This is a genomic window from Emcibacteraceae bacterium (assembly GCA_041396985.1).
Lineage (GTDB): Bacteria > Pseudomonadota > Alphaproteobacteria > Sphingomonadales > Emcibacteraceae > Pseudemcibacter.
The window spans coordinates 320,313-346,085 of record JAWKXO010000004.1; the positions used below are offsets into that span (position 1 = coordinate 320,313).

At 43.8% G+C, this 25,773-nt stretch carries 24 protein-coding genes; 3 read left to right on the forward strand and 21 right to left on the reverse strand.

Annotation, left to right across the window (positions count from 1 at the left end):
• Positions 1-58 precede the first annotated feature (58 nt).
• The 12 genes from addA to R3D86_12465 all read right to left on the reverse strand — a co-directional run bounded on the left by addA (position 59) and on the right by R3D86_12465 (position 17,131).
• Positions 59-3,505: a double-strand break repair helicase AddA gene (gene addA / locus R3D86_12410; GenBank protein ID MEZ5759014.1), complete on the reverse strand. Its 3,447-nt coding sequence runs from the start codon at positions 3,503-3,505 to the stop codon at positions 59-61.
• Positions 3,505-6,459: a double-strand break repair protein AddB gene (gene addB / locus R3D86_12415; GenBank protein MEZ5759015.1), complete on the reverse strand. Its 2,955-nt coding sequence runs from the start codon at positions 6,457-6,459 to the stop codon at positions 3,505-3,507. Before addB ends, addA begins: the two co-directional genes overlap by 1 nt.
• On the reverse strand, positions 6,459-8,177 hold the full coding sequence (locus R3D86_12420; protein ID MEZ5759016.1) for a phosphotransferase: 1,719 nt from the start codon (positions 8,175-8,177) through the stop codon (positions 6,459-6,461). The genes addB and R3D86_12420 overlap by 1 nt, the downstream gene beginning before the upstream one ends.
• Position 8,178: 1 nt before the next feature.
• Positions 8,179-8,655 carry a tRNA (adenosine(37)-N6)-threonylcarbamoyltransferase complex ATPase subunit type 1 TsaE gene (gene tsaE, locus R3D86_12425; protein ID MEZ5759017.1) on the reverse strand — a complete coding sequence of 159 codons (477 nt, stop codon included), beginning with the start codon at positions 8,653-8,655 and terminating at the stop codon, positions 8,179-8,181.
• A complete protein-coding gene (locus R3D86_12430; GenBank protein ID MEZ5759018.1) occupies positions 8,652-11,129 on the reverse strand; it encodes a PAS-domain containing protein in 2,478 nt (825 codons plus the stop codon). Before R3D86_12430 ends, tsaE begins: the two co-directional genes overlap by 4 nt.
• Positions 11,130-11,304: 175 nt before the next feature.
• Positions 11,305-12,600, reverse strand: a complete 1,296-nt coding sequence (gene ahcY, locus R3D86_12435) for an adenosylhomocysteinase (protein MEZ5759019.1) — start codon at positions 12,598-12,600, stop codon at positions 11,305-11,307.
• A gap of 145 nt (positions 12,601-12,745) precedes the next feature.
• On the reverse strand, positions 12,746-13,033 hold the full coding sequence (locus R3D86_12440) for an HPr family phosphocarrier protein (GenBank protein MEZ5759020.1): 288 nt from the start codon (positions 13,031-13,033) through the stop codon (positions 12,746-12,748).
• Positions 13,030-13,440 carry a PTS sugar transporter subunit IIA gene (locus R3D86_12445; protein ID MEZ5759021.1) on the reverse strand — a complete coding sequence of 137 codons (411 nt, stop codon included), beginning with the start codon at positions 13,438-13,440 and terminating at the stop codon, positions 13,030-13,032. Before R3D86_12445 ends, R3D86_12440 begins: the two co-directional genes overlap by 4 nt.
• Positions 13,441-13,508: 68 nt before the next feature.
• Complete coding sequence (gene rapZ / locus R3D86_12450; protein MEZ5759022.1) at positions 13,509-14,393, reverse strand: RNase adapter RapZ; 885 nt, start codon at positions 14,391-14,393, stop codon at positions 13,509-13,511.
• A 5-nt stretch (positions 14,394-14,398) separates the two neighbouring features.
• Positions 14,399-14,806 carry an HPr kinase/phosphatase C-terminal domain-containing protein gene (locus R3D86_12455; GenBank protein ID MEZ5759023.1) on the reverse strand — a complete coding sequence of 136 codons (408 nt, stop codon included), beginning with the start codon at positions 14,804-14,806 and terminating at the stop codon, positions 14,399-14,401.
• Between the two features lie 11 nt (positions 14,807-14,817).
• The gene (locus R3D86_12460; protein ID MEZ5759024.1) at positions 14,818-16,263 is read right to left on the reverse strand and encodes a stimulus-sensing domain-containing protein; all 1,446 of its coding nucleotides are present in this window, start codon (positions 16,261-16,263) and stop codon (positions 14,818-14,820) included.
• A 244-nt stretch (positions 16,264-16,507) separates the two neighbouring features.
• Positions 16,508-17,131: a response regulator transcription factor gene (locus R3D86_12465; GenBank protein MEZ5759025.1), complete on the reverse strand. Its 624-nt coding sequence runs from the start codon at positions 17,129-17,131 to the stop codon at positions 16,508-16,510.
• 238 nt (positions 17,132-17,369) lie between these two features.
• Here R3D86_12465 and R3D86_12470 point away from each other — a divergent pair, with 238 nt between their 5' ends.
• On the forward strand, positions 17,370-18,974 hold the full coding sequence (locus R3D86_12470; GenBank protein ID MEZ5759026.1) for a phosphoenolpyruvate carboxykinase: 1,605 nt from the start codon (positions 17,370-17,372) through the stop codon (positions 18,972-18,974).
• A gap of 52 nt (positions 18,975-19,026) precedes the next feature.
• Here the strand turns inward: R3D86_12470 and R3D86_12475 are convergent, their stop codons facing one another.
• Positions 19,027-19,626, reverse strand: coding sequence for an N-acetyltransferase (locus tag R3D86_12475; protein MEZ5759027.1), 600 nt, complete (start codon positions 19,624-19,626; stop codon positions 19,027-19,029).
• 72 nt (positions 19,627-19,698) lie between these two features.
• Between R3D86_12475 and R3D86_12480 the strand changes: the two genes are divergently transcribed.
• On the forward strand, positions 19,699-20,196 hold the full coding sequence (locus R3D86_12480; protein ID MEZ5759028.1) for a J domain-containing protein: 498 nt from the start codon (positions 19,699-19,701) through the stop codon (positions 20,194-20,196).
• A gap of 19 nt (positions 20,197-20,215) precedes the next feature.
• Here the strand turns inward: R3D86_12480 and R3D86_12485 are convergent, their stop codons facing one another.
• From R3D86_12485 to R3D86_12515, 7 genes are all read right to left on the reverse strand, one after another.
• Positions 20,216-20,722 (reverse strand): CYTH domain-containing protein, encoded by a 507-nt coding sequence (locus R3D86_12485; protein MEZ5759029.1) that lies wholly within the window; start codon positions 20,720-20,722, stop codon positions 20,216-20,218.
• Between the two features lie 3 nt (positions 20,723-20,725).
• Positions 20,726-21,052, reverse strand: coding sequence for an aminotransferase class V-fold PLP-dependent enzyme (locus R3D86_12490; GenBank protein ID MEZ5759030.1), 327 nt, complete (start codon positions 21,050-21,052; stop codon positions 20,726-20,728).
• Entirely contained in the window at positions 20,998-21,858 is an 861-nt protein-coding gene (locus tag R3D86_12495) for an aminotransferase class V-fold PLP-dependent enzyme (protein MEZ5759031.1), read from the reverse strand. Before R3D86_12495 ends, R3D86_12490 begins: the two co-directional genes overlap by 55 nt.
• A gap of 13 nt (positions 21,859-21,871) precedes the next feature.
• The gene (locus R3D86_12500; GenBank protein ID MEZ5759032.1) at positions 21,872-22,528 is read right to left on the reverse strand and encodes a DUF3137 domain-containing protein; all 657 of its coding nucleotides are present in this window, start codon (positions 22,526-22,528) and stop codon (positions 21,872-21,874) included.
• A 131-nt stretch (positions 22,529-22,659) separates the two neighbouring features.
• Complete coding sequence (locus R3D86_12505) at positions 22,660-22,794, reverse strand: hypothetical protein (GenBank protein ID MEZ5759033.1); 135 nt, start codon at positions 22,792-22,794, stop codon at positions 22,660-22,662.
• Between the two features lie 101 nt (positions 22,795-22,895).
• Complete coding sequence (locus tag R3D86_12510) at positions 22,896-23,369, reverse strand: LemA family protein (GenBank protein ID MEZ5759034.1); 474 nt, start codon at positions 23,367-23,369, stop codon at positions 22,896-22,898.
• Between the two features lie 23 nt (positions 23,370-23,392).
• On the reverse strand, positions 23,393-24,154 hold the full coding sequence (locus tag R3D86_12515) for a hypothetical protein (GenBank protein ID MEZ5759035.1): 762 nt from the start codon (positions 24,152-24,154) through the stop codon (positions 23,393-23,395).
• A 129-nt stretch (positions 24,155-24,283) separates the two neighbouring features.
• Here R3D86_12515 and R3D86_12520 point away from each other — a divergent pair, with 129 nt between their 5' ends.
• Positions 24,284-25,324, forward strand: coding sequence for an AI-2E family transporter (locus R3D86_12520; protein ID MEZ5759036.1), 1,041 nt, complete (start codon positions 24,284-24,286; stop codon positions 25,322-25,324).
• Between the two features lie 44 nt (positions 25,325-25,368).
• On the opposite strand, the gene R3D86_12525 is transcribed toward R3D86_12520, so the two are convergent.
• Complete coding sequence (locus R3D86_12525) at positions 25,369-25,692, reverse strand: metalloregulator ArsR/SmtB family transcription factor (protein ID MEZ5759037.1); 324 nt, start codon at positions 25,690-25,692, stop codon at positions 25,369-25,371.
• Positions 25,693-25,773 lie beyond the last annotated feature (81 nt).

Below are 25,773 nucleotides of genomic sequence, written 5' to 3' on the forward strand. Positions count from 1 at the left end.
ATATTTGCTTTGTCTAGAACTTAAGAAGACGGGCCGCCAGCGTCAAGGGGCAACATGCCTAAAATTCAATTTTATTTAACTGCGCTTCGGGAATTTCCATCAATTGGCCAATATCTGTCCAGAGCAGCAATGAGCGAACCTTATGGTTGGGATAAACATCATTAAGCACAGCGCGGTATGCCGCCATCTGCCGCTGATATATCATTGGAATATTTTCGGCCGATTTTGGCGGCGGACGGTTGGTTTTATAATCAATGATATAAATTTCATTATCGGTCACGGCCAGTCTGTCGACTTGGCCGCTTAAGGAATAATGACCAATCTGCCCGACAATCGGCACTTCCGAACGGCTGTTTTCCCCAAACAGCGCATAAAAATCCTTATTTCCCAGTATATCGATGACCTCACGGGATATTTGAGTTATATCCCCATCCGACAAATCAAGCGCTTTTTGGGATAAATATCTGATCCCCGCTTCTTTTTGTTCACTTTCCGGCAACTGCGGCAAAATTTCCAGAAGCTTATGAATAATCCGTCCGCGATGATAGCGTTTTTTATCCCGTTTCATGGCTTCCGCACTCATAAGCGGGCTACTTATATTTTCTTCCCCTTCATCCGGTCTAGACGGGCTAAGCGGCCGGCTTGGGACCGGTTCTGCCATTGGTGTGGCAAAGGCCCAGTCTGGCAGTTCTGAAACTTCCTTTTTTTCTTCGGCTTGTTCCACAGGCAATATTTTTGGGGCTTCTTTCCTGTGCTCACGTCTTAATATAATTTCGTCACCCTGTTTGATTTCTTCTGTGCCGTCCATATCAAGTAGGGCATTTCGGATCAGATCATACCAGCAATTATCCTTACGGTTACTATGATGATCGTTTTCCCATCCCGTGACATATAACCGATCCTCCGCCCGGGTCATGGCAACATAAAGCAGTCTTTTATTTTCCGCTTCCACATCAGCTTTACGCGCTTCATAGGCAATTTTACCTGCCCCGACCCTCGTTTCCGCATTTTTAACCCAAAGCATATTTTTTGAATATTTTTGCTCATACCAGAACAATGTGTCTTTTAGATCCGCCGCCTGGCAGGAATCCGGCAGGAACACAATTGGTGCCTGAAGCCCTTTGGCCCCATGAACAGTCATGATCCGCACCATGTCGCCACCCTGCTCCATATCCCGTTTGATTTTAATATCACCCTTTTCAATCCAGCTTAAAAACCCCTGCATTGATGAAATATTATTCTGTTCATATTTCATTGCCTGATTTAAAAATTCGTCCACAGGATCGTTTGATTGTTCACCCAGCCGCGCGATCAGTTTTTCCCTTCCCCGAAGTGGCCCAAGCAGGTATGAGAAAAACTCAAACGGCGGATAAAAATCCGCAAAATTTGCAAGTTTTTTCAGATATTCCGCTGCAACTGAAAATGATGTCTTTTCCGACTGCCGTTTCAGGAGCGCTGACCAAAGGCTTTCCCCCTTGCCACGTGAGTTAGCCAGGTCAAATAGATCATCTTCACTCATTCCTATAAACGGGCTCTTCAGAACCGTCGCCAAAGTAAGATCATCGCTTGGAAGCAGGGTAAAATTGGCAATGGCAATCAGATCCATTACCGCCAGCTGATCGGTCAGCACCATCTGATCCAGCCCGGCAACATTGATTTTTCTTTTTTTCAAAGCACGGATCATGAAATGGACGAATTCTTTTCGCTTTTGAACCAGTATTAAAATATCTCCCGCTGTTACCGGGCGCCCTTTTGACGCCAGTATTTCCCCGCATTCCAGCCAGGCTTCAATTTTGTCGGCTATTTTATCGGCCAGTTTCTGTTTTGGATCATGCGCCGGTTTCTGAATGACCGGCGGCGACCAGTTTTCATCTTCTTTCCTTTCTTCCGGTAAAATAGGATCCCATATTTCGACAAGACCCGGCTCATCAAGACGGTGTGTGCTATGGCTGATTTCCTGAACGTCAAAGGAAATTTCAAAGCGAGTGGTTTCTGCCCTAAATACATAATCCACCACTTCAAGGATGGCTGATGTTGAACGGAAGGAAAGATTCATCGGCACATTATTGAATTTGAGATTTGCTTCCGAAACCTGCTTTTTAAAATAGTCCCTTGTCAGGTTAAACTGCTTCGGCTCGGCCTTTTGGAAGGAATAGATCGACTGTTTAACATCCCCCACTGCAAATATTGTCCGGGGAAAGTCTTTATAGTCTTCTTCGTCACGGGTACCGATCCCGGCAAAAAACTCAAGGGCCAGCTTTCGGATGATGTCCCATTGCTCAGGGTTGGTATCCTGAGCTTCATCAATCAGGATATGATCAATACCTTCATCAAGTTTATAGAGTATCCAACTGGCACTGACATTTTTAAAAAGCCCGGCGACTTTCGAAATCAGATCATCATAATCAACCACATTGCGGCTTCGTTTACGGGCATTATAGGTTTTGATCAGCGCATAGCCCATCCTGAGAATTGCGCTGGTATTTTCAAAAAGTGTATAGGCCTTTAACCGTTCATTCACGAAGTTTAACCGTTCAGCTTCCTTCATCAGTGTGTCTAAATCATGCGGGCACTGATCGCTCAGTCTTTTGGTCATAAGCCGTGCCCTTATTTCCCCGTTTTTTGTTAAAAACTCCGCGCTATAATCATAAAAGCTATTTATTCTGTCGGCGTCGTCTTTAATCCATTTTGCAATAGCCTCACCCCTGGTGATATCAGTCGCTGATCCGGTCATCAGCGTTTTGGCTGCACTGTATAATCCAAGTTCATCAAAATGACCATCTTTGCAGGCTTCTGCCAGAATTGTTTCACGGCTTTCCTGCTTTGAAAATTCAAGCAGGTCCTTTAAAGAGGTTTCCAACTGCTTGAATGATGATGAATTGCGCCTTAATAATTCTTCCAAACCAGCCCGCTCATTGGTCAGGCTTTTCATTAATGTTCCGAATGTCTCTTCCGCCATCATGCCGGAAAGATAATTTAAAGTCTCGGCCAGTGTTTCATCATTGCCATCATCAATTTGCTGCAGCATTTCATCCTGTGAAAATTTAAGCAGCTCATGGATCGTAATGTCATCAAGAAGATCAAAATTGGGGGAAATGTTCGCCTCTATCGGAAACCGCCCAAGCAGTGACTGACAGAATGAATGTATGGTCTGGATTTTTAAGCCGCCCGGCACATCAAGCACTTGGGCAAACAGTTTTCTGGCCAGGGTGATCTGATCTTCTGTTGGCGGAGTGCCAAGCACATCCCTAAGCTCGCTATAAAGGTCCTTATCGGCCATGGATATCCATTTGGACAACTGCCCGTTTACACGGATTGCCATTTCCGCCGCCGCCGTATTTGTATAGGTCAGACAGAGTATTTTATCTGGCCGGCTACCTGCCAGCATAAGCCGCAGCACCCGGCTTGAAAGGACAAATGTTTTGCCGGTTCCAGCCGATGCCCCCACCCAGACCGATGATTTGGGATCAGATGCCGCCAATTGTTCTGGGGTTTGCTTTACCATCAGCCATCCCCCCATTCTTTGGTGCGGGCAAGATGATCAAACTCACCATAGCCTTTTTCCAGAGGGTTTGGACTGCTTAAATAAGGGATATGATCATGATCAAATGTAACAACAAGATTTTTTAGCCCTTCATAAGCGGCAATACTTTCTTCCATGACATCAATTTTCTTGCTCTCATTAAAAGGGGTGATTTTTCCTGCCTGCTCACCGCCTGATAGCTGCCAGTAAGAAAGCTCGGACACCGTTGATGCCGGAAGAAGCGAAAAGCCGCCTTTGATGGCAATTGCCGCTTCAAGCGGCAATTGCGGGGCATACCCCGCCTTTAATGCCCTGAGTGTTGGTGGCAGACCGGTTTTATAATCAATGATGCTTAAGCTGCCATCCGCAAACTGATCAATCCTGTCTGCACGGGCGGTCAACTTAAACGGCCCCGACTGTAAATCAATTATAATTTCCCCTTCCGTTTCCGTCAGCAGCGTTTTCATGGTTTTTCGCCGTTCGGTTTCAGTTTCAATAAACCATTTGGCGATCTGTTTAAAGCGTGGCCACCAAAAGGCGCGCACCGTCGGCCTGTCGATGGCATCGGCAAAATAATTGCGGGCTATTTCGATCAGTTTTTCTTCTACATCATCTGGCAGGTGATCTTTATAGCTGCTCATGAAATCCGCCAGGATGTCATGAATAATAACCCCTTTATCAATGGCACCCGGGTCCTGATCAAGCTCGTCCAGTTTTTTCAGTCGCAGTATTTTACTGGCATAAAGGCTGTATGGATCCTGCATCCAAAGCTGGATACGGGTCACGGAAAGCTCCCGTGGTCTAGATAATACCGGCGGCGTCGGTCTTGGCGGATCAATATTAATAGGTTCATCCGGGCGATCAAGCCCCTCGTACCAGTGCAGCCACTTCTCGCTTTCCTCTTTATGATGATCATCCCCGATAAGCGCATGAAGGCGCGATAGCCAGCGAGATTTTACCATTGGCGTGCCGTCCTGCTTTTCAGAACGGGTAATAACCACATTTTCCGCCGATGCGGTTTGCACAAAATCATGGGCGCTAAGACCAATTTTCTGATCGAGATCCGGCAGACCAAAATCCCGCCGCATCGGCCGGCTCATCCAGGGGTCAACCGATGGTTCAGGCGGCCAAATCCCTTCGTTAATACCAGACAGGATCATCAGATCAGCATGCTGCAGCCTTGCCTCAAGCGGTCCCCAAATATTAAGTCGTGGATGCTGACCATATTTTTTTCTGACTGTGACCTTGCTCATGAACTGCTCAAACAGGGCACTATACTGATCCGTTTTAAAATGGCGCAGATAGGGGGCAGCCTCGATCAGTTCTTCAATCAGCTTGGCGGCTTCCTCGCCTGCGTCGCCTTTCCAAAGAACAGTGTCCCCACTTACCTCGTCGGTTGCCGCAAGCTTTTCAGCCATTTCAATATGGGCTCTTAACATCTCCCCAAAATCGGCATTTTGACCCTGAAATAAATTTGCAAATGGCTCAATTATCCGCCGCAGGTCAAACCACCAGTTGGTCAGATCATCGTCAGCAGCACTTTCATGTTTAAAAAGCATTTCAATGCCGTTAATCCCCGGTGCCGGCCTTACACCACGCAGGCAAAATCGCTCAAATTTTCTGACGCGCTCACGAAAATCCCCAATATTTTTACCCCCCGCCGAGAATGGGTGTTTCAGCGCACTCATCAAGGGGATCGGGGCTAATCTTTCTGTTACCATTTCAGCACAAAGCCGAAGAAAAATTCCAGGTGCCGTATTAAAAAGCGGGGTTCCGGCACTGTCATCAATTTCAATATTCCATCTTTTCAGCTCCCCCGCCACCTGCCGCGCCAGCATCCGGTCCGGGGTAACCAAAGCAGCCGTTTTGCCGGGATTTTCAAGCTGCTCCCGCATCATCAGAGCGATGATCCCTGCTTCTTCCCGTGTTCCGGGCGTAACAATCTGCCGGATATTTCCCATAGCGTCCAATGGGGTCCATTTTAGATCACGCCACTGATCCGTGGTCTGTGCCGGGCGCATGATTTCACGAAATAGCCGTGTTTTTAAATGGTCATTATCTTCATCATTCCCTGACCAGTTATTGACCTCAATCCTGTCGACACCGATGGCTGCCAAAAGATGTTTCATGGTCGCCTGCGGATGACTGTCCTCAATCGCATCCCAACTTTGATCATCAAGTCCCTGATCAACACCTGGCAGGATGACCATCCCCTTTGGTAGTCTTGCTATGACTTCCAGAAGTGCTGATGTTGCCTTGACTGAGCCAGTCGACCCAGCAGCGATGATCGGAAAAGTGGGAGGATTTTCAAGCCATGTTTCCCGTAATCCTGCAAGCAGGGCATTTCGCCGAAGCGCCATATCCATATAACCGGTTTCCGCCAGTACATCCGGCCAGTGCTCGGTCAAAATCTTCAAGAATTTTATTGTTTCCTGCCAGTGGATGGCATATTGCTCTGGGACAATTTCTTCAAGATCGGCAAAGCTGACCTGTTCGGTCTGAACCTGATCGAGCAGTTCCCCCAATGCCTTCGCAAGTACGGCACAACCGGCATTTTCCGGTTTTTCTTCCAGACTTTTATCATACCAGCTATGAATGATATTCATCAGGATCATTTGCCGGATAAAGGTTGGCACAGCCGGTTTTATATCCAGATCGTCATATAATGTTCCACCGCCCATAATCAGCCCGTCTTCGTCAACATCACCAATCGGCTGCATATTTGGAAGGATCGTTGATTTCCCGTTACTATATCGTAAAAAAGCATCACGAAGTGAGCGCACAGCGCGGCGGTTGGGAAGCAAAATCAAAACCTGACTAAGGGAAATTGGATCACTGCCAAAGCGGGTTATAACCCCCTCGGCAAGAGCATCAACAAACGACAGATGAGCCGGGATATTATATATTTCGGGATTTTTTCCAAGCCGTCTTGGCATCACTCCCCCTTAAGAAGTTGCTCCGTCCCTTTAACGGATTCCGGTGTACCGACATGATACCATGAACCATCATGGGGCAAACCAAATAAACGTCCCTTGGCGGCAGAATTTCTAAATATTTTTCGAAGGGAAAAAATCTTATCCTCTATCCCCTCAAAACATTCCGGACGCATTATAAGCACTCCGCCATAAAAATAATCACTATAAGGATCATCACCGCGGAATGTCAGGCGGCCATCCTGATCCATATGAAAATCCCCCGGCCCGTCATGTCCATAAGCTTCATGGCGTTTGATAAGCAGCATCAGAATATCCATGTCATCTCGCCAGGCGGTCGCCAGTCTGAGCAGCGCATCCTGATTATGACTGGTCCAGAGCATATCACTATTCAATATAAAAAACGGGTTTTTGCCAAGCTGGGGAAGCGCTTTTTTTACCCCGCCACCACTATCCAGCAATTCATCACTTTCATCGGACAATGTAACCTTTGGTCGCCAGTCTTTCCGCTTCGCGATAAATTGATCAATCTGTTCGGCAAAATGATGTTTGTTGACCACCGCGTTTTTAATGCCTGCTGCCGCTAATGCATCAAGGCTATGGGCCAGCAATGTTTTTCCGGCAATTTTTATAAGCGGTTTGGGAATATTATCGGTAAGCGGCCTCATCCTTTTACCAAGTCCTGCAGCCAGTATCATGGCGTGATCTGGTCCCAGTTTCTTTGGGTTTAATGGAATATTCCTTTTGTCCGGCACCTCACGGTCCATCCAGTCTTTAATATCAGCCAGGACAGGGTGTTCAAAACACCTCTCCAAAAGATCCCACATCCGCGGGATCAGCTTCAGGTAGCTGTCCTTGCCATCCCGCAAAAACAGCCGGGCAAAAATACCGATGATTTTGGTGTCCCGCTGGGCACCTAATATGGCGTAATGTTCCCTGAAAACATCCTCATCCTGGCCTAGTTTTTCAGCCATATAGCTGACCATTTTTTCTTCTGTATCAGGGTCAACATCCCGTCTCGCATCCTGCAGCAGTGAAACCAGATCATAGGCAACATGTCCAATAACAGCATCCTGAAAATCAAGCATGCCGATTTTGCCATTCTCAAGCGCCAGAAGGTTTTCCGCATGATAGTCCCTAAGCACCAGACAGTCATTTGCCGTGCTTACTTTTGCCAGTACCTTTTTCCATAAATCAGCATATTCAAGTCGTTTTTCAAAAGAAAGTCTTTTGCCGGTCAGGGCTGGATAATACCAGTCTGAAAACAGGAATATTTCAGTCAGCAACAAATCCATATCATAGTGGCGAAGCTTATATTCCCCGTCACCGTAGGACAGTTTTGAGGGCGGCTCAAATTTAGCGATCAGGATCAGTTCATCAACCGCCTTTTTATAAAGCTCAAGTTCCTGTGACGGATCCTTTTCCAATACTGTTTTAAACAGATTGTCACCCAGATCCTCAAGCAGCAAAAAACCCTGTTCAAAATCACTCGCCAGTATTTTTGGTGCCGCAAGGCCAAGTTCGCACAAATAATTGGCCACAGCCACAAATGGCCTCGTATCCTCAAACTCAGGTGGTGCATCCATCAGCACGGCTTTCTGACCCTTAAGCGCCACCCTGTCATAGCGCCTGAATGAAGCATCCCCGGCCAGGGGGGTTACCACTGCCCCTTCCCATCCGATATCTTTTAAAAACAAACTTATTTTTTCTGATCGCTGCATTTTAAAAATTTAAATCCTTAAGCCTTGACTGCCAATGGTCATCACCTTCAAGGACAATATTTCTAGCCCCTTCCTTTTCAGCCATTGACAGCGTAATTTTAAGATGCTCCTCCGGCAGACTGTCCCCCATCCGGTCAGGCCATTCAATCATTGTCACTGCCGTATCGAACCCTTCTTCTATGCCGAGTTCATAAATTTCATTCATATTTTCAAGACGGTAAAGATCAATATGCCAGACGGTCGGTGTGACAATGTCATCAAGGTCAGGTTCATAAATCTGCACCAGATTAAATGTCGGGCTTGGCACATCTTCATGATAGCCCAGCGCATGGATAATTGCCCGGCAGAATTCTGTTTTTCCTGATCCCAGATCACCATTCAATGCCAGTATGTCCCCGGTTCTAAGCAGGGGGGCAAGGGAAGCGGCTAGACGACGGCTCGCTATAATATCTTTGAGATAAAAGTCTTTCAGGATCATATAGGCAACTGGTTTATTTCATGAATTGTTTCTACCGCTGACAATTCATCAGAAATGGGGAAATTTTTAGGCAGTTTACAGGTCATTTCCGTTCCCAATCCAAGATTACTTTCAACCAGTATTTTTCCGCCATGCTTTTCAATAAATATTTTCACCAGCGACAGCCCAAGTCCTGTTCCTTTTCCTTTAGGAACGTTTGAACCGGTATAGAATTTATCAAAAATATCTTCAAATTCACTATGGCTGATGCCAATACCATCATCCTGTACGCTGATATAATAAAAATCCTCATCCTGCCAAGTTTTAATCGCAACATGGCCGGCTTCCGGCGTAAATTTGACGGCATTACTGAGTAGATTGGAAATAGAATGCTGAATGCGTTTTTCATCGCCATGAACCGACGTCAGGTTTTTATCGAGTGATACATCAAGTTGAATGGATTTCTGCTTAATCCGTTCTTCAAGCTTACTGACGACCCCGTGTATGGTTTCATTAACATCAAAATCCGCTGCTTCGATATAAAGTCCGCCAGCTTCAATGACGGAAAGGTCAAGAATATCATTTATCAAATCAAGAAGATAATCTGATGCGCTTAATATATTGCGCATATATTGATGTTGTTCATCATTAAGCGGTCCCTGATATTCCTTTTCAAGAAGTTCGGCAAAACCAAGCACACTATTAAGCGGATTACGAAGTTCATAAGACATATGAGCAAGGAAATCAGTCTTGATATTTTGTGCTTCCTCAAGCGCCTCATTATGTTTACGAAGAGAATATTCAACCCTGTAGCTATCTGTAACATCAATAAAGATTACAAGAACCGCCCCATCAGGCAGCGGCACAAGGGAGAAATTGATGACTTTTTCGTTTTTCAGTTTAAACTGCCCGGCGGAGGCTTCTTTCTTCACTTCACCGCCAACAATAAGATTTTTAAACTCCTCAATCGGGTTACTGCTTTCAAATAATTCAGCACAACGATTAAGCACATCAATTGCATGCGGTTTCGATTGGAGAAAATCTGACTTAATCTCCCAAATGTTTATAAACCCATCATTGAAAAGCTGAAGCCGTCCGTCCACACCGAACACGGCAATTCCTTCATGCAGATTATCAAGCGTTTCCCGCTGCACGGCAATCAGCGTGTTATAGGAACTTTCAAGAGCAAAATAGTCCGTAACATCCTCATAAAACACCAGCATACCACCAAGAGGATGCTGCTGCATAACGACACGGAGTGTCTTGCCATCAGGCAAATGCATCATTGATTCCACAGGGTCAATCACTTTGGTATAGGCATCAAGCTGCTTTTTCTTCCATTCCGGAAAATTCGCCTGCTCCGGTAATTTTCTTGCTTCCCTTAAAGATTCAAGAATTTCGCCGTAATGCGGATGGCTGAATAACAGACTTTCCGGAAGTCCCCAAAGGCGAACATAGGCTTTATTATAATATTCAAGTCTCATACCGCTATCAAAAATAGCCACGGCTGATGAAAACTGGTCCAGAGTTTCCGCATATGACTCCGTATGATCGGCCAGGCTGCCACGGGCCTCTTCCAGTTCAGTAATATCCTGCGCATAACCAAGAATTGCTTCCTTATGATCATCAATTTCATAAGGAATATTATGAAAATCCATTGAGCGACGCTCGCCATTAATCACCACAAAATGGCTTTCCGAACTGGGCTCACCGCGCTGACTTACATTTTCAGCCATACTCCTGATGCTGACACCAAGTGTGTTAATAGCAAGTTCAAGATTATTTTTAATCACATTGCCAAAACTGCCGCCATCCACCGCTTCTACATATGCTTTATTAACCCACTGCAGATTAAGGTCTTCGCCTCTGATCCAGATTGGAAATTTTGCCTTGTTCAGCGCATTTTCAAGAAGGCGCGCCCGGTCACTTCTTTCCTGTGATTCAAGTGTTTGATATCGCTGGATTTTTTCCGCAATGGTATTATCTTTTATCCAGACGACATAGCAGTCTTCCGACGCTGCCCCTATTGAAATTTTATTGCCTGAAATCAGCAAATGCATATTAAACTGGTTTAGATCTACTGACTGTGAGAACTCTGTTCCATCGGAGAGCAAACTATTCAGATTTGCATCAAATCGTGCCTGGTCAAGAAGGGAAAATCTTGATTTAAGATCATCAAGACTGTCCGGGACGGTCTCATCCTCAAAACGGATATCAATGGTCGAACTGATGAGCAGTTCTTTATTGCTGTTCCAAAGGAGAAAACTGTCCTGACGCTGTGAGATTATTTTTTTTAAATAATCTTCATTATTCATCGTTCTGTTAAGCGCTTTTGAGGTCTGCCTGCGCTGGTAAATTAACCAGAAAATAAGAGAAAGTGTCAGGATAAAAAACAGTACCAGGGCAATAATAAACTGATTATTTTGTTCCGATCCGAAATCAATACCCGCAAAAATATCCGCACTGGCATATGTATTGGAAAAAACAAAGGCCAATAAAGCTGCGTTTAAAACTTTAATATACAATCTAAAGCGAATTGCAAAAAATCCCTTCACGGATATTAATCAAGCACTTATCAAGTCAATAAAATAACCAGTTTAAAAGCAAAAGAAAAGCCCGTTCATAAATGATTAACCATGAACGGGCTTTAAAATCTTAATCTAAGATTATTTAGTATCGATAATGGTCAGACTTGAATGGACCTTCTTGGCTTACACCAATATAATCCGCCTGCTCCTTATTCAGTTTTGTCAGATGAACACCTAAGCGGGCCAGATGAAGCGAGGCCACTTTTTCATCAAGGTGTTTTGGCAGAACATATACTTTATTTTTATAATCAGAAGTATTGTTAAAAAGTTCCATCTGCGCAAGTACCTGATTGGTAAAGGACGCGCTCATCACAAAACTAGGGTGGCCCGTCGCACAGCCAAGATTAACCAGACGACCTTTCGCAAGAACAATCAGACGCTTGCCATCAGGGAAAATAACCTCATCCACCTGTGGTTTCACTTCTTCCCATTTATAATTAGATAGAGCCGCGATCTGAATTTCAGAATCAAAATGTCCAATATTACAGACAATCGCCCGGTCTTTCATTTTTCTCATATGGTCTATGGTGATTACATCAAAATTTCCGGTACAGGTAACAAAAATATCGCCCCGTGATGCGGCATCATCCATGGTGACCACTTCATAGCCTTCCATCGCTGCCTGTAAGGCACAGATCGGATCAATTTCAGTAACCAGAACACGGGCCCCCTGGCTTCTTAAGGAAGCGGCAGAGCCTTTACCCACGTCACCAAAACCGGCAACGACGCAGACTTTACCGGCAACCATAACATCGGTTGCACGCTTGATCCCATCCACCAGGCTTTCACGACATCCATAAAGGTTATCAAATTTTGATTTGGTCACACTGTCATTCACATTAATGGCCGGAACCGTCAGTCTTCCTTCCTTTTCCATCTGGTAAAGCCGTAGCACACCTGTGGTCGTTTCTTCGGAAATACCCCTGATATCATCCAGTAGTTCAGGAAAATCCTTGTAAACCATTGCCGTCAGGTCACCGCCATCATCAAGAATCATATTCGGGCGCCAGCCATTGGGGCCAACAATCGTTTCACGAATACACCAGTTAAATTCTTCTTCATCCATCCCTTTCCAGGCAAAGACGGGAATTTTTGCAGCGGCCATTGCCGCAGCCGCATGATCCTGGGTTGAGAAAATATTACAGGATGACCAGCGCACCTCAGCACCCAGTGCAATAAGTGTTTCCATCAATACGGCAGTCTGGATCGTCATATGCAGGCAACCCGCAATTCTTGCCCCTTGCAATGGTTTTGATTTACCATACTCTTCGCGTAGTGCCATAAGGCCAGGCATTTCTGTTTCTGCAATATCAATTTCACGACGGCCCCAACCGGCCCCTGAAATATCCTTGACTTTATAGTCTGTGAAGTCTGTCATTGGATTGAAGTCCTTTTATATAGTCTTGATATAATGATCATTAAAATTACTATTCCTATACCCGCCTTCGCTTAAAATGGCAAGCATAAAGAAATCTTTATATATCTATATATTGAAAAATATTTAACAACTAACTAAGAATGGTTTAGCTGCCTTCACCGAATTTATCACAGACCAGCTTTTCAATTGCGTTTAGAAGCTGATCCTTTTCCGGTCCTTCAACAAGGATTGTGATTTCCTCACCGATGCCCGCTGCCAGCATCATAAGTCCCATAATTGATGTACCACATACAGACACACCATCTTTTGATACGGTAACTGTTGCATTATATTCACTGGCCAAGCCGACAAATTTGGCGGATGCACGTGCGTGTAACCCCCGTTCATTGCAGATTTTTATTTTCCGGCTGTCACCATTTTCGTCGGTGCTCATTCCTGACCACCGGATAACACATGTGAGGCGATATTGATATATTTACGCCCGGATTCCTGCGCAGCTGTGACCGCTTCTTCCATGGTGCATGGCGTTGAGCGGACGCTGGCAAGCTTGATCAGCATAGGCAGGTTAATGCCCGCGATCACTTCTGCTTTGCTGCTATCCATGACCGAAATAGCAAGATTTGATGGTGTACCACCAAACATATCTGTAAGGATTATCACGCCGTTCCCTTCCTCAACTTCGGTGACTGCATCGAGAATATCCTGACGCCGTTGTTCCATGTCGTCATCCGGCCCAATTGAAATTGCCTTAAGCGCTGTTTGAGGGCCAACCACATGCTCCATTGCAGCAATGAATTCTTCAGCCAGCCTTCCATGGGTAACAACAACCATTCCAATCATATTTTAACCTTTTTTATTAGTCCTGAATGCACAGTATAATCCGTCTTTGGAAAGAGAACAATTCTCTTTTACAAAGAAAGCTCACGGTGGTGAATGTTTACTTTATAATTTTTTTCTTTCAACAAAGCGCCAAGTTTTTCAGCCAAAAAAACAGATCTATGTTTGCCTCCGGTGCATCCGAATGAAATCGTCAGATATGATTTGCCTTCTTTTTTATACTCTGGAAGCAATGTAAGGATAAGCGAAGAAATTTTATCCCAACTGCTGTTAAAAACCGGATCCCGCATGATATACTCTCCAACAACCTCTTCTCTGCCGGTTTTGGCTTTGAGTTTTTCATCATAATGAGGATTTCTTAAAAATCTAACGTCAAAGACCAAATCCGCATCACGCGGCAACCCTTTCGGATAGGCAAATGAACTTACAGAAATGCTTAGTCCTTTTTCCTGCCCCCGTTCAAAATGCTGGGAAAGCACGCGCCTGAGATCATGAATACTATATTCCGATGTATCAAAGATATAATCACTTTGCGCTTTAATGACTTCCATCATCTGTCGTTCACGGGCAATTCCATCACTGACCGGCCTATCCTTGGCCAAAGGATGACGTCTGCGGGTTTCAGAAAACCGGGCAGATAAGACCTCATCTCCACTATCAAAATAAAGAATTTTGATGGAAATTCTTTCCTGTTCCTTTATTCGTGATAGAACTTTAACGATATTTTCCGGCTGAAAATTTCGTGTCCTGGCATCGACCCCAATTGCCAATGCCGGGTTAATATGATCCGGGTCATTTTTCATTGCCAGATCAATAAGACTGGGTAACAGATTAATCGGCAGATTATCTATTGCCTCATATTCGAGATCTTCCAGCACTGAAAGGGCCGTTGACTTGCCTGCTCCTGACATACCTGTGATCAGCAGCAGATTTAAAACATTACTTTTTTTTCTCATTTCATTCATAATTTTAACATTAACCTGATTTTTGCTATAGCAGACCCTGAAAAAGCATCAATTTTATAGAGTGGGATTTTGCAACCATCCTGTTCAAAAAAAGCGGCTTTGGGCAATCGTTCAATTTCCTTTTCCGGCGTCAGTTCAAGTGCCAGTCCCAATCTGCTGGACTTTACATAGCCAAGCTTGATTAAACCCACACCACGTACTTCAATCAGTCCGGCAATATTCGGCGCCGGATGCGCATAAAGAAAACCGTCATCCCCATCGACTTTGACATAATCATCAGAAACCAGTTTGGCCCCCGCATCAATCAGGCGCAGGGCCAGATCTGATTTTCCTGATCCGGAAGGCCCGAAAATTAATATTCCTTTTCCTTCAAACTCAACACAGGAGGCATGATGTAGTGTCACAGCGCTAATCCTCAGTTATCTGCAAGCGGTAATAATACAACGAAGCGCGCACCAATAATATTCTTTTCATCATCCATTCGGTTTTCAGCATATATTTCTCCGCCGTGGGCTTCAACCACCTGCTTACAAATATTGAGACCGAGACCGGAATGTTTGCCGAAAGCCTCTCCCTTGGGTCGCTCGGAATAAAAGCGATCAAAAATATTTTCCAGTTTGTCTTCCGGAATGCCAATTCCCTCATCCTCAACCAGAATTTCGACCATATTATTCCGCCGTTTCATTCTGATCCATATATTGCCGTCTTTGCGGGAAAAAGAGATCGCATTATCCACCAGATTTCGAATCAGCTGCCCAAGTTGCCCTTCAAGACCACGAACAAAATAAGGGGCTGAATTACCGTCACGAAGTTTAAACCGGCGTTGCTTTATATCAAGGTGCAGATGCGGCAGATTATCTTTTTGCGTGGTCAGATAAATATCTATCATGGTTTCAAGCAGTGCAGTCATATTGACCTGCTGCATCATCGAATGGGACATTTCAGCATCAAGCCGAGACACATCTGAAATATCCGTGATCAAGCGGTCCAGCCTTTTAACATCATCGCTGATGATGGCTCTCAGTTTTTGCCGGTTTTCTTCAGTTTTGGCATATTCCATCGTCTCAATTGCACTACGCATGCTGGTCAGGGGATTTTTAAGCTCGTGGGCAACATCGGCCGCAAAACTGGCGACCGCATCAATTTGTTTGGCAAGTATTTCCGTCATATCCTTTAGGGACCTTGAAAGATCCCCAATCTCATCATTTCTGGATGATAAATCTGGAATATTTGATTTTTCCCCCAGACTGATATTATCCGCTGAATGGGCAAGTTTTAATATTGGTCGCACAATGGTTTTGGCAAGAAACAATGATAATAGAAGTGTGATAAGCAGTGACACACAAAAAATCTGAATGATGGTCAGGCGAACGTCCTGAACTGCCGCATATATATCGCCGGTATCGGTTGATAACATTAATGCTCCCAATACCCGGCGGAAGCGCTGTACGGGCACCGCAACTGTGATTATATCCCGCTGATCATCAAGTCTTCTGACCCGGCTGCTGACTTCACCGGCAAGTGCGGTTAATACTTCCGGATAGTCAGTCGCCATTTCATCTTCAAGCTCATGGTAAGTCTCCAGGCTTTCACGATTATTCTGAATTTTATCAAGAATGAGAGAAACTTCCCTGTTTATAATTTCCCAGAAGTCACCGATACCGAGCTTTTTAGGCATGGTATTTTCGACAACCACATTATTGATATTCAGATCACGGCTATCAATCATCAATTCGTTATTTATGGCAAAATAACGGGTGCGAAGTTTGGTAATATTGACCAGTCGAACTAGGATATTTTTTGCCGGTTCAATCAAAAGTTCCGTCGTGTCCGGATCATCTGTCGCCGTCTCCCCCAGCACCCGCCAGATAAATTCAGCGTCTGACTAACTCATCACGTGATTGCATCAGGGTATTCTGGACCTGGTCCACGTATAGAACACCGCCGCCCAGAAAATAAGCGCATTAAGATTCACCGCCAGAATACGATCAGCGGTGAAATTAGTCTTCTTGTTCTTTTAATTTTATATTTATTAGCTCACTATACCTATCCGACACCGTAGTGTCTCTATCCCGTCGAATGTATCACTGATCGGTGAATTTTTCTCAGGCGTTTAATATGACTGCCGTAATGGTTCGGTCATCAACATAGATATCATCATTATAAGCGACATCCATCAACTGGTCCCTGCTTTTCACATGTCCCGGATGCTGAACAAGGGCTTGCAGAATTAGAAATTCGGTGACAGTAAGCTTCACATCTTTCCCATCCCAGTCACAAATATGGCGGACCGGATCAATTTTCAGACGGCCCCGGACAATAACCCCCGTTTCATCCTCGTCTTCAGTTTTTGCTTTTTTAACGGCGTCCATCCGACGCAAAATAGTTTTAATTCGTTCAATAAGAAGACGCTGGGAAAATGGTTTCTTTATATAATCATCCGCTCCCATTTTAAGGCCGAGCATTTCATCAATTTCATCATCCTTGGATGTCAGAAATATAACGGGCAGATTTTGTTTTTCACGCAGACGGCGAAGAAGTTCCATCCCATCCATGCGTGGCATTTTAATATCAAGAACGGCAAGATCGCCAGGATCTTTTGTTATCCCTTCGAGTGCACTGGCACCATCCGTAAATGTGCGAACTTTAAAACCCTCACTCTCAAGGGCCATACTTACGGATGCCAGAATATTCTGATCATCATCGACAAGGGTTATTACTGATGACATCTGGTTTTTTTCCTTTCTTGAACGAATCTTAATATATATTACCACGATTGCTGGTATGAGTTCAAAAAATTGCGTTATAAAAGTGTCATAAATGTGACACTTTTTCCCTTATAAATCAATAGTTTGAAAAATATTCGAAATTTATTTCTCAACTCAGGATAAAATCTTTATTAATTGTAGTCCTAATAAATCAAAATTTATTATTTGAATTATATTAATTCGAAGAAGAGGAAGTATTATGAATAACGTGGGGAAATACGTCAGCTCCAATGGCGTAGAAAACCAAAAAATTAAGAGTGACAAAAATATTTACTGGAATTTTGGCACTGAACTTTTATATGAGCACACGATCAAAGCCGGCCTTGGCCATATTACCAATGGTGGTGCACTGGTTGTGGAAACCGGACAACATACCGGAAGAAGTGCCAATGATAAATTTATGGTCGATGAACCCTCTTCACGGGACAATATCTGGTGGGGCAAAGTCAACAAGGCAATTAGTGAAGAAAATTTCAATAAAGTTGAAGCGAAGATCATTGCCTATCTCAATGAACACGATCTTTATGTACAGGACCTGTACGGGGGAACCGATCCCGCCCACAGAATTTCTGTCAGAACCATAAGTCCTTCACCATGGCACAGCCTTTTCATCAGAAACCTGCTTGTTAATCCAAATAATGAAGACCTTAAAGGTTTCAAACCGGATTTTACCATTCTCCATGCACCTGACCTGATTGTCGATCCAAAAGAGGTCGGTACAAATTCAGGCACAGTCGTCACCATTAACATTGCCAGAAAACTGGTTCTGATTGCCGGCACGTCCTATGCCGGAGAGATCAAGAAGTCAGTCTTTTCTATCCTTAACTATCTATTGCCGGAAAAAGGCATTCTGCCAATGCATTGTTCTGCCAATATTGGTAAAGATGGCGATACGGCTATTTTCTTTGGCCTTTCCGGAACAGGAAAAACAACACTTTCCGCTGATCCTGAGCGTCAGCTTATTGGCGATGATGAACATGGCTGGTCAGATAACAGCGTCTTTAACTTTGAGGGCGGCTGCTATGCAAAAGTTATTAATTTGAGCGCGGAAGCGGAGCCGGAAATTTATGCGACGACGGCAATGTTTGGCACTGTCCTTGAAAATGTGATCTATGATCCTGACACCAGGGAAATTGATCTGAATGATAACAGTCTTGCTGAAAATACAAGGGCTGCTTATCCTATCACCTCTATTCCGAATACAACGGAAGGGGCCCCAGGAGGTGTTCCAAAGAATGTTATTATGCTGACCGCCGATGCCTTCGGTGTCATGCCGCCTATCGCGCGGCTTACCCCGGAACAGGCCATGTATCATTTCCTTTCCGGCTATACAGCGAAAGTGGCCGGCACAGAAAAAGGATTAAGCAAAGAGCCACAAGCAACATTCTCAACATGTTTTGGTGCGCCCTTTATGCCGCGCCATCCGTCCGTATACGGCAATCTTTTACGTAAAAAAATCGCTGAAGGTGAGGTCACCTGCTGGCTGGTCAACACTGGCTGGACCGGCGGCGTTTATGGTGTCGGCAGCAGAATGCCGATTAAATATACACGCGCCCTGCTTCATGCTGCCCTTGACGGGTCCTTAAATAATGGTGAATTCAGGATCGATCAAAATTTCGGCTTTGAAGTGCCGTTAAGCTGCCCTGGAGTTGATACAGCCGTTCTTGACCCACGGGGGACTTGGGCTGACGCTGCGGCATATGATAAACAGGCTGCTCATCTGGTCGGATTATTCAGGAAAAATTTCGTTGAATATGAAGAGCATGTCGACGATGCCGTAAGATCAGCCGGTCCTATAGCCTAATCATAAAAATTAGAAAAAATTTAAGCCCCTGCTATTATTGCGGGGGCTTTTTTTATAGGGTTTTCTTATAAAGTGATACATTTCCTGTATAGGGAATATCCGGATCTATCGGTGCAGGACGACTACGTTGCGTACGATAACCGTTTTTTTCATACATTTTTACGGCCGGAATATTATTATCAAAAACCAGAAGATGCACAGCATCATACCCTCTGTTTTTAGCCAGAATTTCCGTATCTTCAAGCATGGCTTCCCCAAAACCGCACCCTCTGAATTCTGGATGAACCGCCAGGCTATCAAGATAGTATTCTCCCGGAATTGTGTTGGTCAGTTCCTTAAAGACACGGAAATTTTTGGATATTTTTTCCATCTCTTCAGGTGTTCTTTTCCAGGCAACATAAGACAGGGAAACAGCTGCCAATTTTCCTGATGCTTCAAGAACCCGCATATTTTTATAGGTGTAATAATCTTTGTCACTGGCAATAATCGAAGCCCCAATGTCAAAAGGATCTTCGCCATTTTTTACCTGACTGGCCCAGTTGGCTAGATCAATGCCATTGGTATTTGGCCCTGACCCCGAATAATTGACCAGTTCAGCAAGTTCCCTTGCATCTTCAATTCTGGCATCTCTAATGATATGGTTAGGCATCATTTTTTCGATTTAGTCCTTGTTTATCATTCATAAAAACTGCTAGTTATGCTTTTTTAATGCAAGGATGAATTAATGTCACGACCCAAATCTTGGACATTTCCCAAATGGGGAGATTATTACAGGGAACGAGACCCGGTTTCAGTGCGTCTTTGTGATTATGACGGCTGTGACAATCCTGGCGATTATCCTGCTCCCAAAGCCCCTGACAGCAAAGATAAGTGGTATTTCTGTCAGTCCCATGTTGCCGAATTCAACAAAAACTGGAATTATTTTGACGGCCTTTCCCGTGAAGAGGCTATGAGGCGCGCCCAGGAAGAACTGCGAACCGCCAAAGGGTATAAGGGCAGCAGCGCCTATATGGGTGGCGAGACCACATATGGCAAGGAAGAACGCCGGTCAGATGCCCTTGAAATTCTTGATCTGGAAGATGATGCAACAATGGTCGAAATTAAGTCAGCCTATCGACGTCTGGTAAAACTTTACCACCCGGATACAAATATGGGTGATGCTGAAAGTGCCATAAAATTTCAGCAGATTAAAGCGGCATATGAAGTCCTGACCGCTAAATAATTTTTTCCTGAAACAAAGATTACTCAGACAATCTTTCTACAAGATCTTCATAACTGATCCGCCAGCTTTCAAACGGCATATCAGCAATATTGGCATTATAAAATTTGCTTAAGGATGTAACTTCCGGGCCAATCCAATCCGGAAGGGCAATGCTGTCATTGGCGTTTGCAAGTTCCACTTCTGCGATGATGAGCCCCTTATTAACCCCTTCAAATATATCCAGCTCCCACGTCATACCGTCAATTTTATATATTTCACGTTTTTTGATAATGGCATAGTGACTGATTGATGAAAACAGAATGTCCGCTTCTTCTTTTGTGATTTTAAATTCCAGCTCATTTCGCCCCGGCCCTGATTTCTGGGTTTTGATACTCAAGATATACTGATCATCCCGCTCACGCACACGAACTGTATTGCCGCGCTCCCGGGCGATATAACCTTGTCTGATTTTATAAACTCGATCAGGCTGCTGATCCGGCATCCTGCGGATTAAAAATTTTCTTTCAATTTCAACACCAAGGGTCATTTCCTAAAGCTCACCTTCCAAAACATCGAAAAAGCGGTCAATATCCGCTTTATCATTATAAATATGCGGAGAAACACGGATGCTATGCCCTCGAATACTGACAAAAATCTTCTTTTCAGCAAGTGCCGGTGCTATATTCGCCGGTACTCCACCCTTAAAATTTATGCCGATTAAGTTAGGCACGCGTTGTTCCTCACCTGCTACATTAAGGCCAATAGCTGTTGCACGTTTTGCAATATAATCCGTCAGGGTTTTTAAATATTCCGCTATATTCTCTATCCCCAGACCCAGTAAATATTCAAGGACTGAAGCCGCAATTGGCGCATGAATAAAGTTGCTTTTTCCCCCATATCAAAACGTCGGGCACCAGTTTCATAGCCATCCTTATAATCAACCAGCCGGGCAAAATCGTCGGCATCCTTGCGACCGATCCAGCTTTCCTCAAGTGGTTTTCCATCCTGGTTCCGGGGTGCCACATATAAATATCCGAATGAAAACGGCCCAAGCAGCCATTTATATCCCACAACCACCATATAATCCGGATCAACATCTTTAACGGAAAAGGGCATCACCCCCAATGTCTGGGACAGGTCAAGCACCAGCGCCGCCCCCACCTTTTTCGTTTTTTTGCTTACAGCGATCAGATCAATTAATGTTCCATTGGTCCAGTGGGCATTTGCCGTTGCAACAATAGCAGTCTTATTATCGATTGCATTGACCAATGCCTCGGTCCAGTTTCCGTTCTCTGGCCAGCCGACGGTTTCAACGATAGCCCCCTTTTCCTCCGCCAGTACGAGCCAGGGATAAATATTTGATGGGAACTGGTCAGCCAGCACAATAATTTTCTGCCCCGCTGAAACAGGAATATTTTTTGCCGCAACAGCAATGCCATAGGAAACGGACGGCACAATTGCCATATCATCCGGCTTGGCACCGATCATTTTTGCCGTAAGATTATAAATTTGATCTGGAAGTTCAAAAAATTCACTAATAGCAATGGACCATGGCATCATTTTTTTGGCGACTGCGACCTTGCCAATCTCGACCGCTTTTTTGGTTAATGGCCCCATATAGGCGGCATTTAAATATGTCACATCGGCAGGTATATCAAATAAGTTTCTTTGGCATTTAAGCATTATTATTTCCTGATTAAATTCTTGTATTCTGCGTCAATTTAAGTTCTGTAACCATATCAAATATCTGGGCAATGTCTTTAATATTCTGTTTTATCAGTTCAGGATCATTAAGGTTATAGCTCCCTCCTTCAAACGCGTTTCCGTTTCTTTTGATCGCCATATATATGGATCCATCCTTAAACGCCAGCTGCAACTGCTTTATATTGGGAAGCCGGGAAAATTCAAGAAGCCGCTCCATAAATGTCGGGGTCAGCAAATACCTCGCTTCCACCTGGTCTGTGGAATAGACCTCAAACTCACTTTCAAAAACACTGTCTTCCAGCTTCACCCGTTCACCGGATCTTGTCCAGCCGGTCAGAAAATTACCGATTGCCGTGTGATCCTTGGTAATAATGGTTTGGCCCTTAAAATTTTTATGAAAATTAAACTGAACCAGAAAACCGTTAAAAACAGTTGTTGTTGTCCTTCGACCCTTGCTATCCTTGCTTACCGTGATCAGTTTTGCTTCGAACAGTTGAAAATCGACATCCTCAATTTTTCCGGAAATCTGATCTTCCAGCGTTTTTTCATCATATCCCGGAATGATCGAAAGCTGATCAAACGGTACGATCACATGTGAAGAGGGTGTCATTAGATATTCAAGGCCGATATTATGACAAAGTGCCGGCATTAGCTCCCTTTTTGCTTCTCGTCTTATGACGGCCATTCTGCGGTAAAAAAACATACAGACGATGAAAGACAGCCCGACAGAAATTTGAAATAAATCAGTATCACCCTGAGTAAGCAAAATTAAGATAACAATTAAGCCGCAAATAAATACGGCACCAAGAAAGGTTTTAAAGGCTCGCTGCCTTTTGCCTCCAACTCATCCAGCAAAGGCTTAAAACCGCTCCCGTCAAATGAATGCAGCAATTGCCGCATGTCATCAATTGTCATGTCTTTTTGCCTTTAAAGATAATCTGCAGCGTCCACCGGTTTGCGGTCTGCTTCATCCACTTCAAAATAGGGCATCGCTTTAATTCCAAGCATATTGGCGATTATGCTGCTTGGAAAATTTCCACCAGATTTTTCAGATCCGTAACCGCTGAATTATAAAACCGCCGTGCTGCAGAAATATGCCCTTCAACCTCTTCATAGGTTTCCTGAGCCCTGACCATGGTTTCCTGCGATTTCAGATCCGGATAATTTTCGGCAACCGCGAACAAATTCATCATTGCAGACTGTAGCTGTTTGCTGGCTTCAAGATGCTGGGCGACTTCTTCAGGATTGTTTTTATCATAATCACTTGCTGAAATGGTTCTCATTTGCGTTACTTTTGTCAGCACCGCATCTTCATGTTCCATAAATTTTTTGGCAATTTTCAGAATGTTGGGAACCAGATCATGCCTTTTCTTAAGCTGCACATCTATTGATGAGAGGGCTTCTAGAGCATAGTTTCTTTGTTTTATCAGGCGAAGATAAAAATAATAGCAAATGCCGGCTATTGCGAGCAAACCAATCAGTAGAACCACAATAATATCCTTTCTAGAAAAAATTATTTTTGTGGGATCAGCCCCTTCAGCTTCTCCCCGACCTGGTCAGCGACTTTACCTTCCAACTCCTTAACAACATTTCCTGCAGCGTCATTTACCTTGTTTTTGACATCACCAAGCATTTCACTTTGTGCCACCTGACTTACACTTTTATTAACAACACCGAAAATCTGCTTTAGAACATCCGTAGCAATTGCCCCGTTTTCGCGTTTTCCAATATCAGCAATGTCAAGATTGGGGAGGGTTACACCCGCACCACGGCCACCAACCAGGTCACTGGCAATTTGAACTTTAGTTCCATTGATATAGACATGATCAATGATATATTTCAGTTCGCTGTCATCGCTGCTTTCAAGGCCCAGATCAGCTACATATTTATCCACATTTTCCTGAATTTTACCAATATTGTTACCTTTGGTACCGATTTCATAAATCATATCCGGTGCATCAAGACGTATTTCATTAATATGAATAACATCTGACGTCAGACTTTTAATATCCAGCTTAACGCTCATATTATCAATTTTAAAGGCATGTGATGATTTAAAACCTTCAGGATTGCCAATGACAAGTCCAGTAACAGATGCAGCACCATTGGCAGGATCAAGATCAACTTTGGCCAATTCAACATCCGCTCCAATAATTGGCGGCACATAGGTGATAACCCCATGCCTGATCATATCTCCCGCATTTGAAGATAAATAGAACATGGCCCCGCCGCCAATAACCACCAAAACCAGAATACCGATTAAAAGTTTTTTCATTTTTCGTCTCCTACTCGCATTTAAATCAGTTTCACTTATTAGTGGTTTAATTGCAACTATTAATAACTTGACCTTTGGCAGTTTATTAACAACAATCTATAATGAATATAAAGATTAAGAGGCAGAGTAATGGGCATTTTATCATATACTGGCGGATTGGGACTGATCGTACTTTCGGTTTATATTATGGTTGTCGGCCGTGACCTTATTGTCCCGTTTCTGATCAGTGTCGTGATCTGGTATCTGATAAATACACTTGCCGATTATTATCATAAGGTAAAAATAAACAATCGCGCCCTGCCAAAGGCTGTCTGTTTTATTGCCGCCTTACTCACCATGATTACCGCTCTTTATCTGCTGGTGAATATGATCGGTGATAATATTCATAATGTAAAAGCAGCCGCACCGGTTTATCAGGAAAATCTGCTTAAACTTTCCGATCGAATTTACGATCTTTTCGGTATTGAAAACCAGCCCAATCTTACCCAGCTTCTTGGCCAGATCAATCTGCGGCCATTTATAAGCAATATTGCCGGCACCATGGCCGGAATTGCCGGCAATGCCGGATTGATCCTTATTTATGTATTGTTTATTTTCCTCGAACAGGCCAGTTTTAAAGCCAAACTTGATGCCTTGCTTAAGGGCTCAAAACATTCCGAAACTGTCACAGAAATTATCAGCGCGGTTTCAATTAAAATTGAAAAATATGTTGCCATAAAAACATTTGTCAGCATGCTGACCGGGGTCGCCTGTTACATAGTGCTTATCCTGAATGATGTTGATTATGCCAGCTTCTGGGCTTTTATAATTTTTCTTTTAAACTATATACCAACTGTCGGGTCCATGCTTGCGGTTTTATTTCCGGCATTGCTCAGTCTTGTTCAGTTTCCGACCTTTACACCATTTTTAATTATTATATCTTCACTTGGGCTCATTCAGGTGCTCATTGGCAATATTCTTGAACCCAGACTTATGGGGAATTCGCTGAACTTAAGCCCGCTAGTTGTCATGCTGTCACTGGCCGTATGGGGAAGCATCTGGGGCATAGCCGGTATGTTCCTGAGCGTTCCGTTCACAGTGATCCTGATGATCATATTCTCAGAATTTCCAAAAACAAAACCAATTGCCATCATCCTTTCCCATGATGGCAAAATCGGATCGATCAGATAATCAAGAAAAAATAATAAGAAAAATAAATTTATGGCTGACTGGGCTTATTTTTTACAAAATAATTCAGATGTCAGATCAATAAATTTTTCAACCCGCCTATCGCTAATAGAGTAATATATCTGTTGCCTGTCCCGGCGTCTGGCCAAAATACCCTGTCCACGCATTTTACTTAAATGCTGGGATAATGCTGATTGGGAAATATCAAGCTTCTTTTCCAGATCGCTGACACATAATTCGCCTTTCATTAATCGTCCAAGTATGATCAGCCTGTTTGGATTTGCCAAAGTTTTAAGAAATTCAGCAGCCATTCCGGAAATTTGTATGATTTCCGTACCTTCTGCACATTTTCCCTCACCCAATTTATTCATTCAGTTAAACCTAACATATTAATTTCATTAAACTTTTACTAAAATTCTTTAGATTGTTTAATAATCGTTAATATTAGTTAA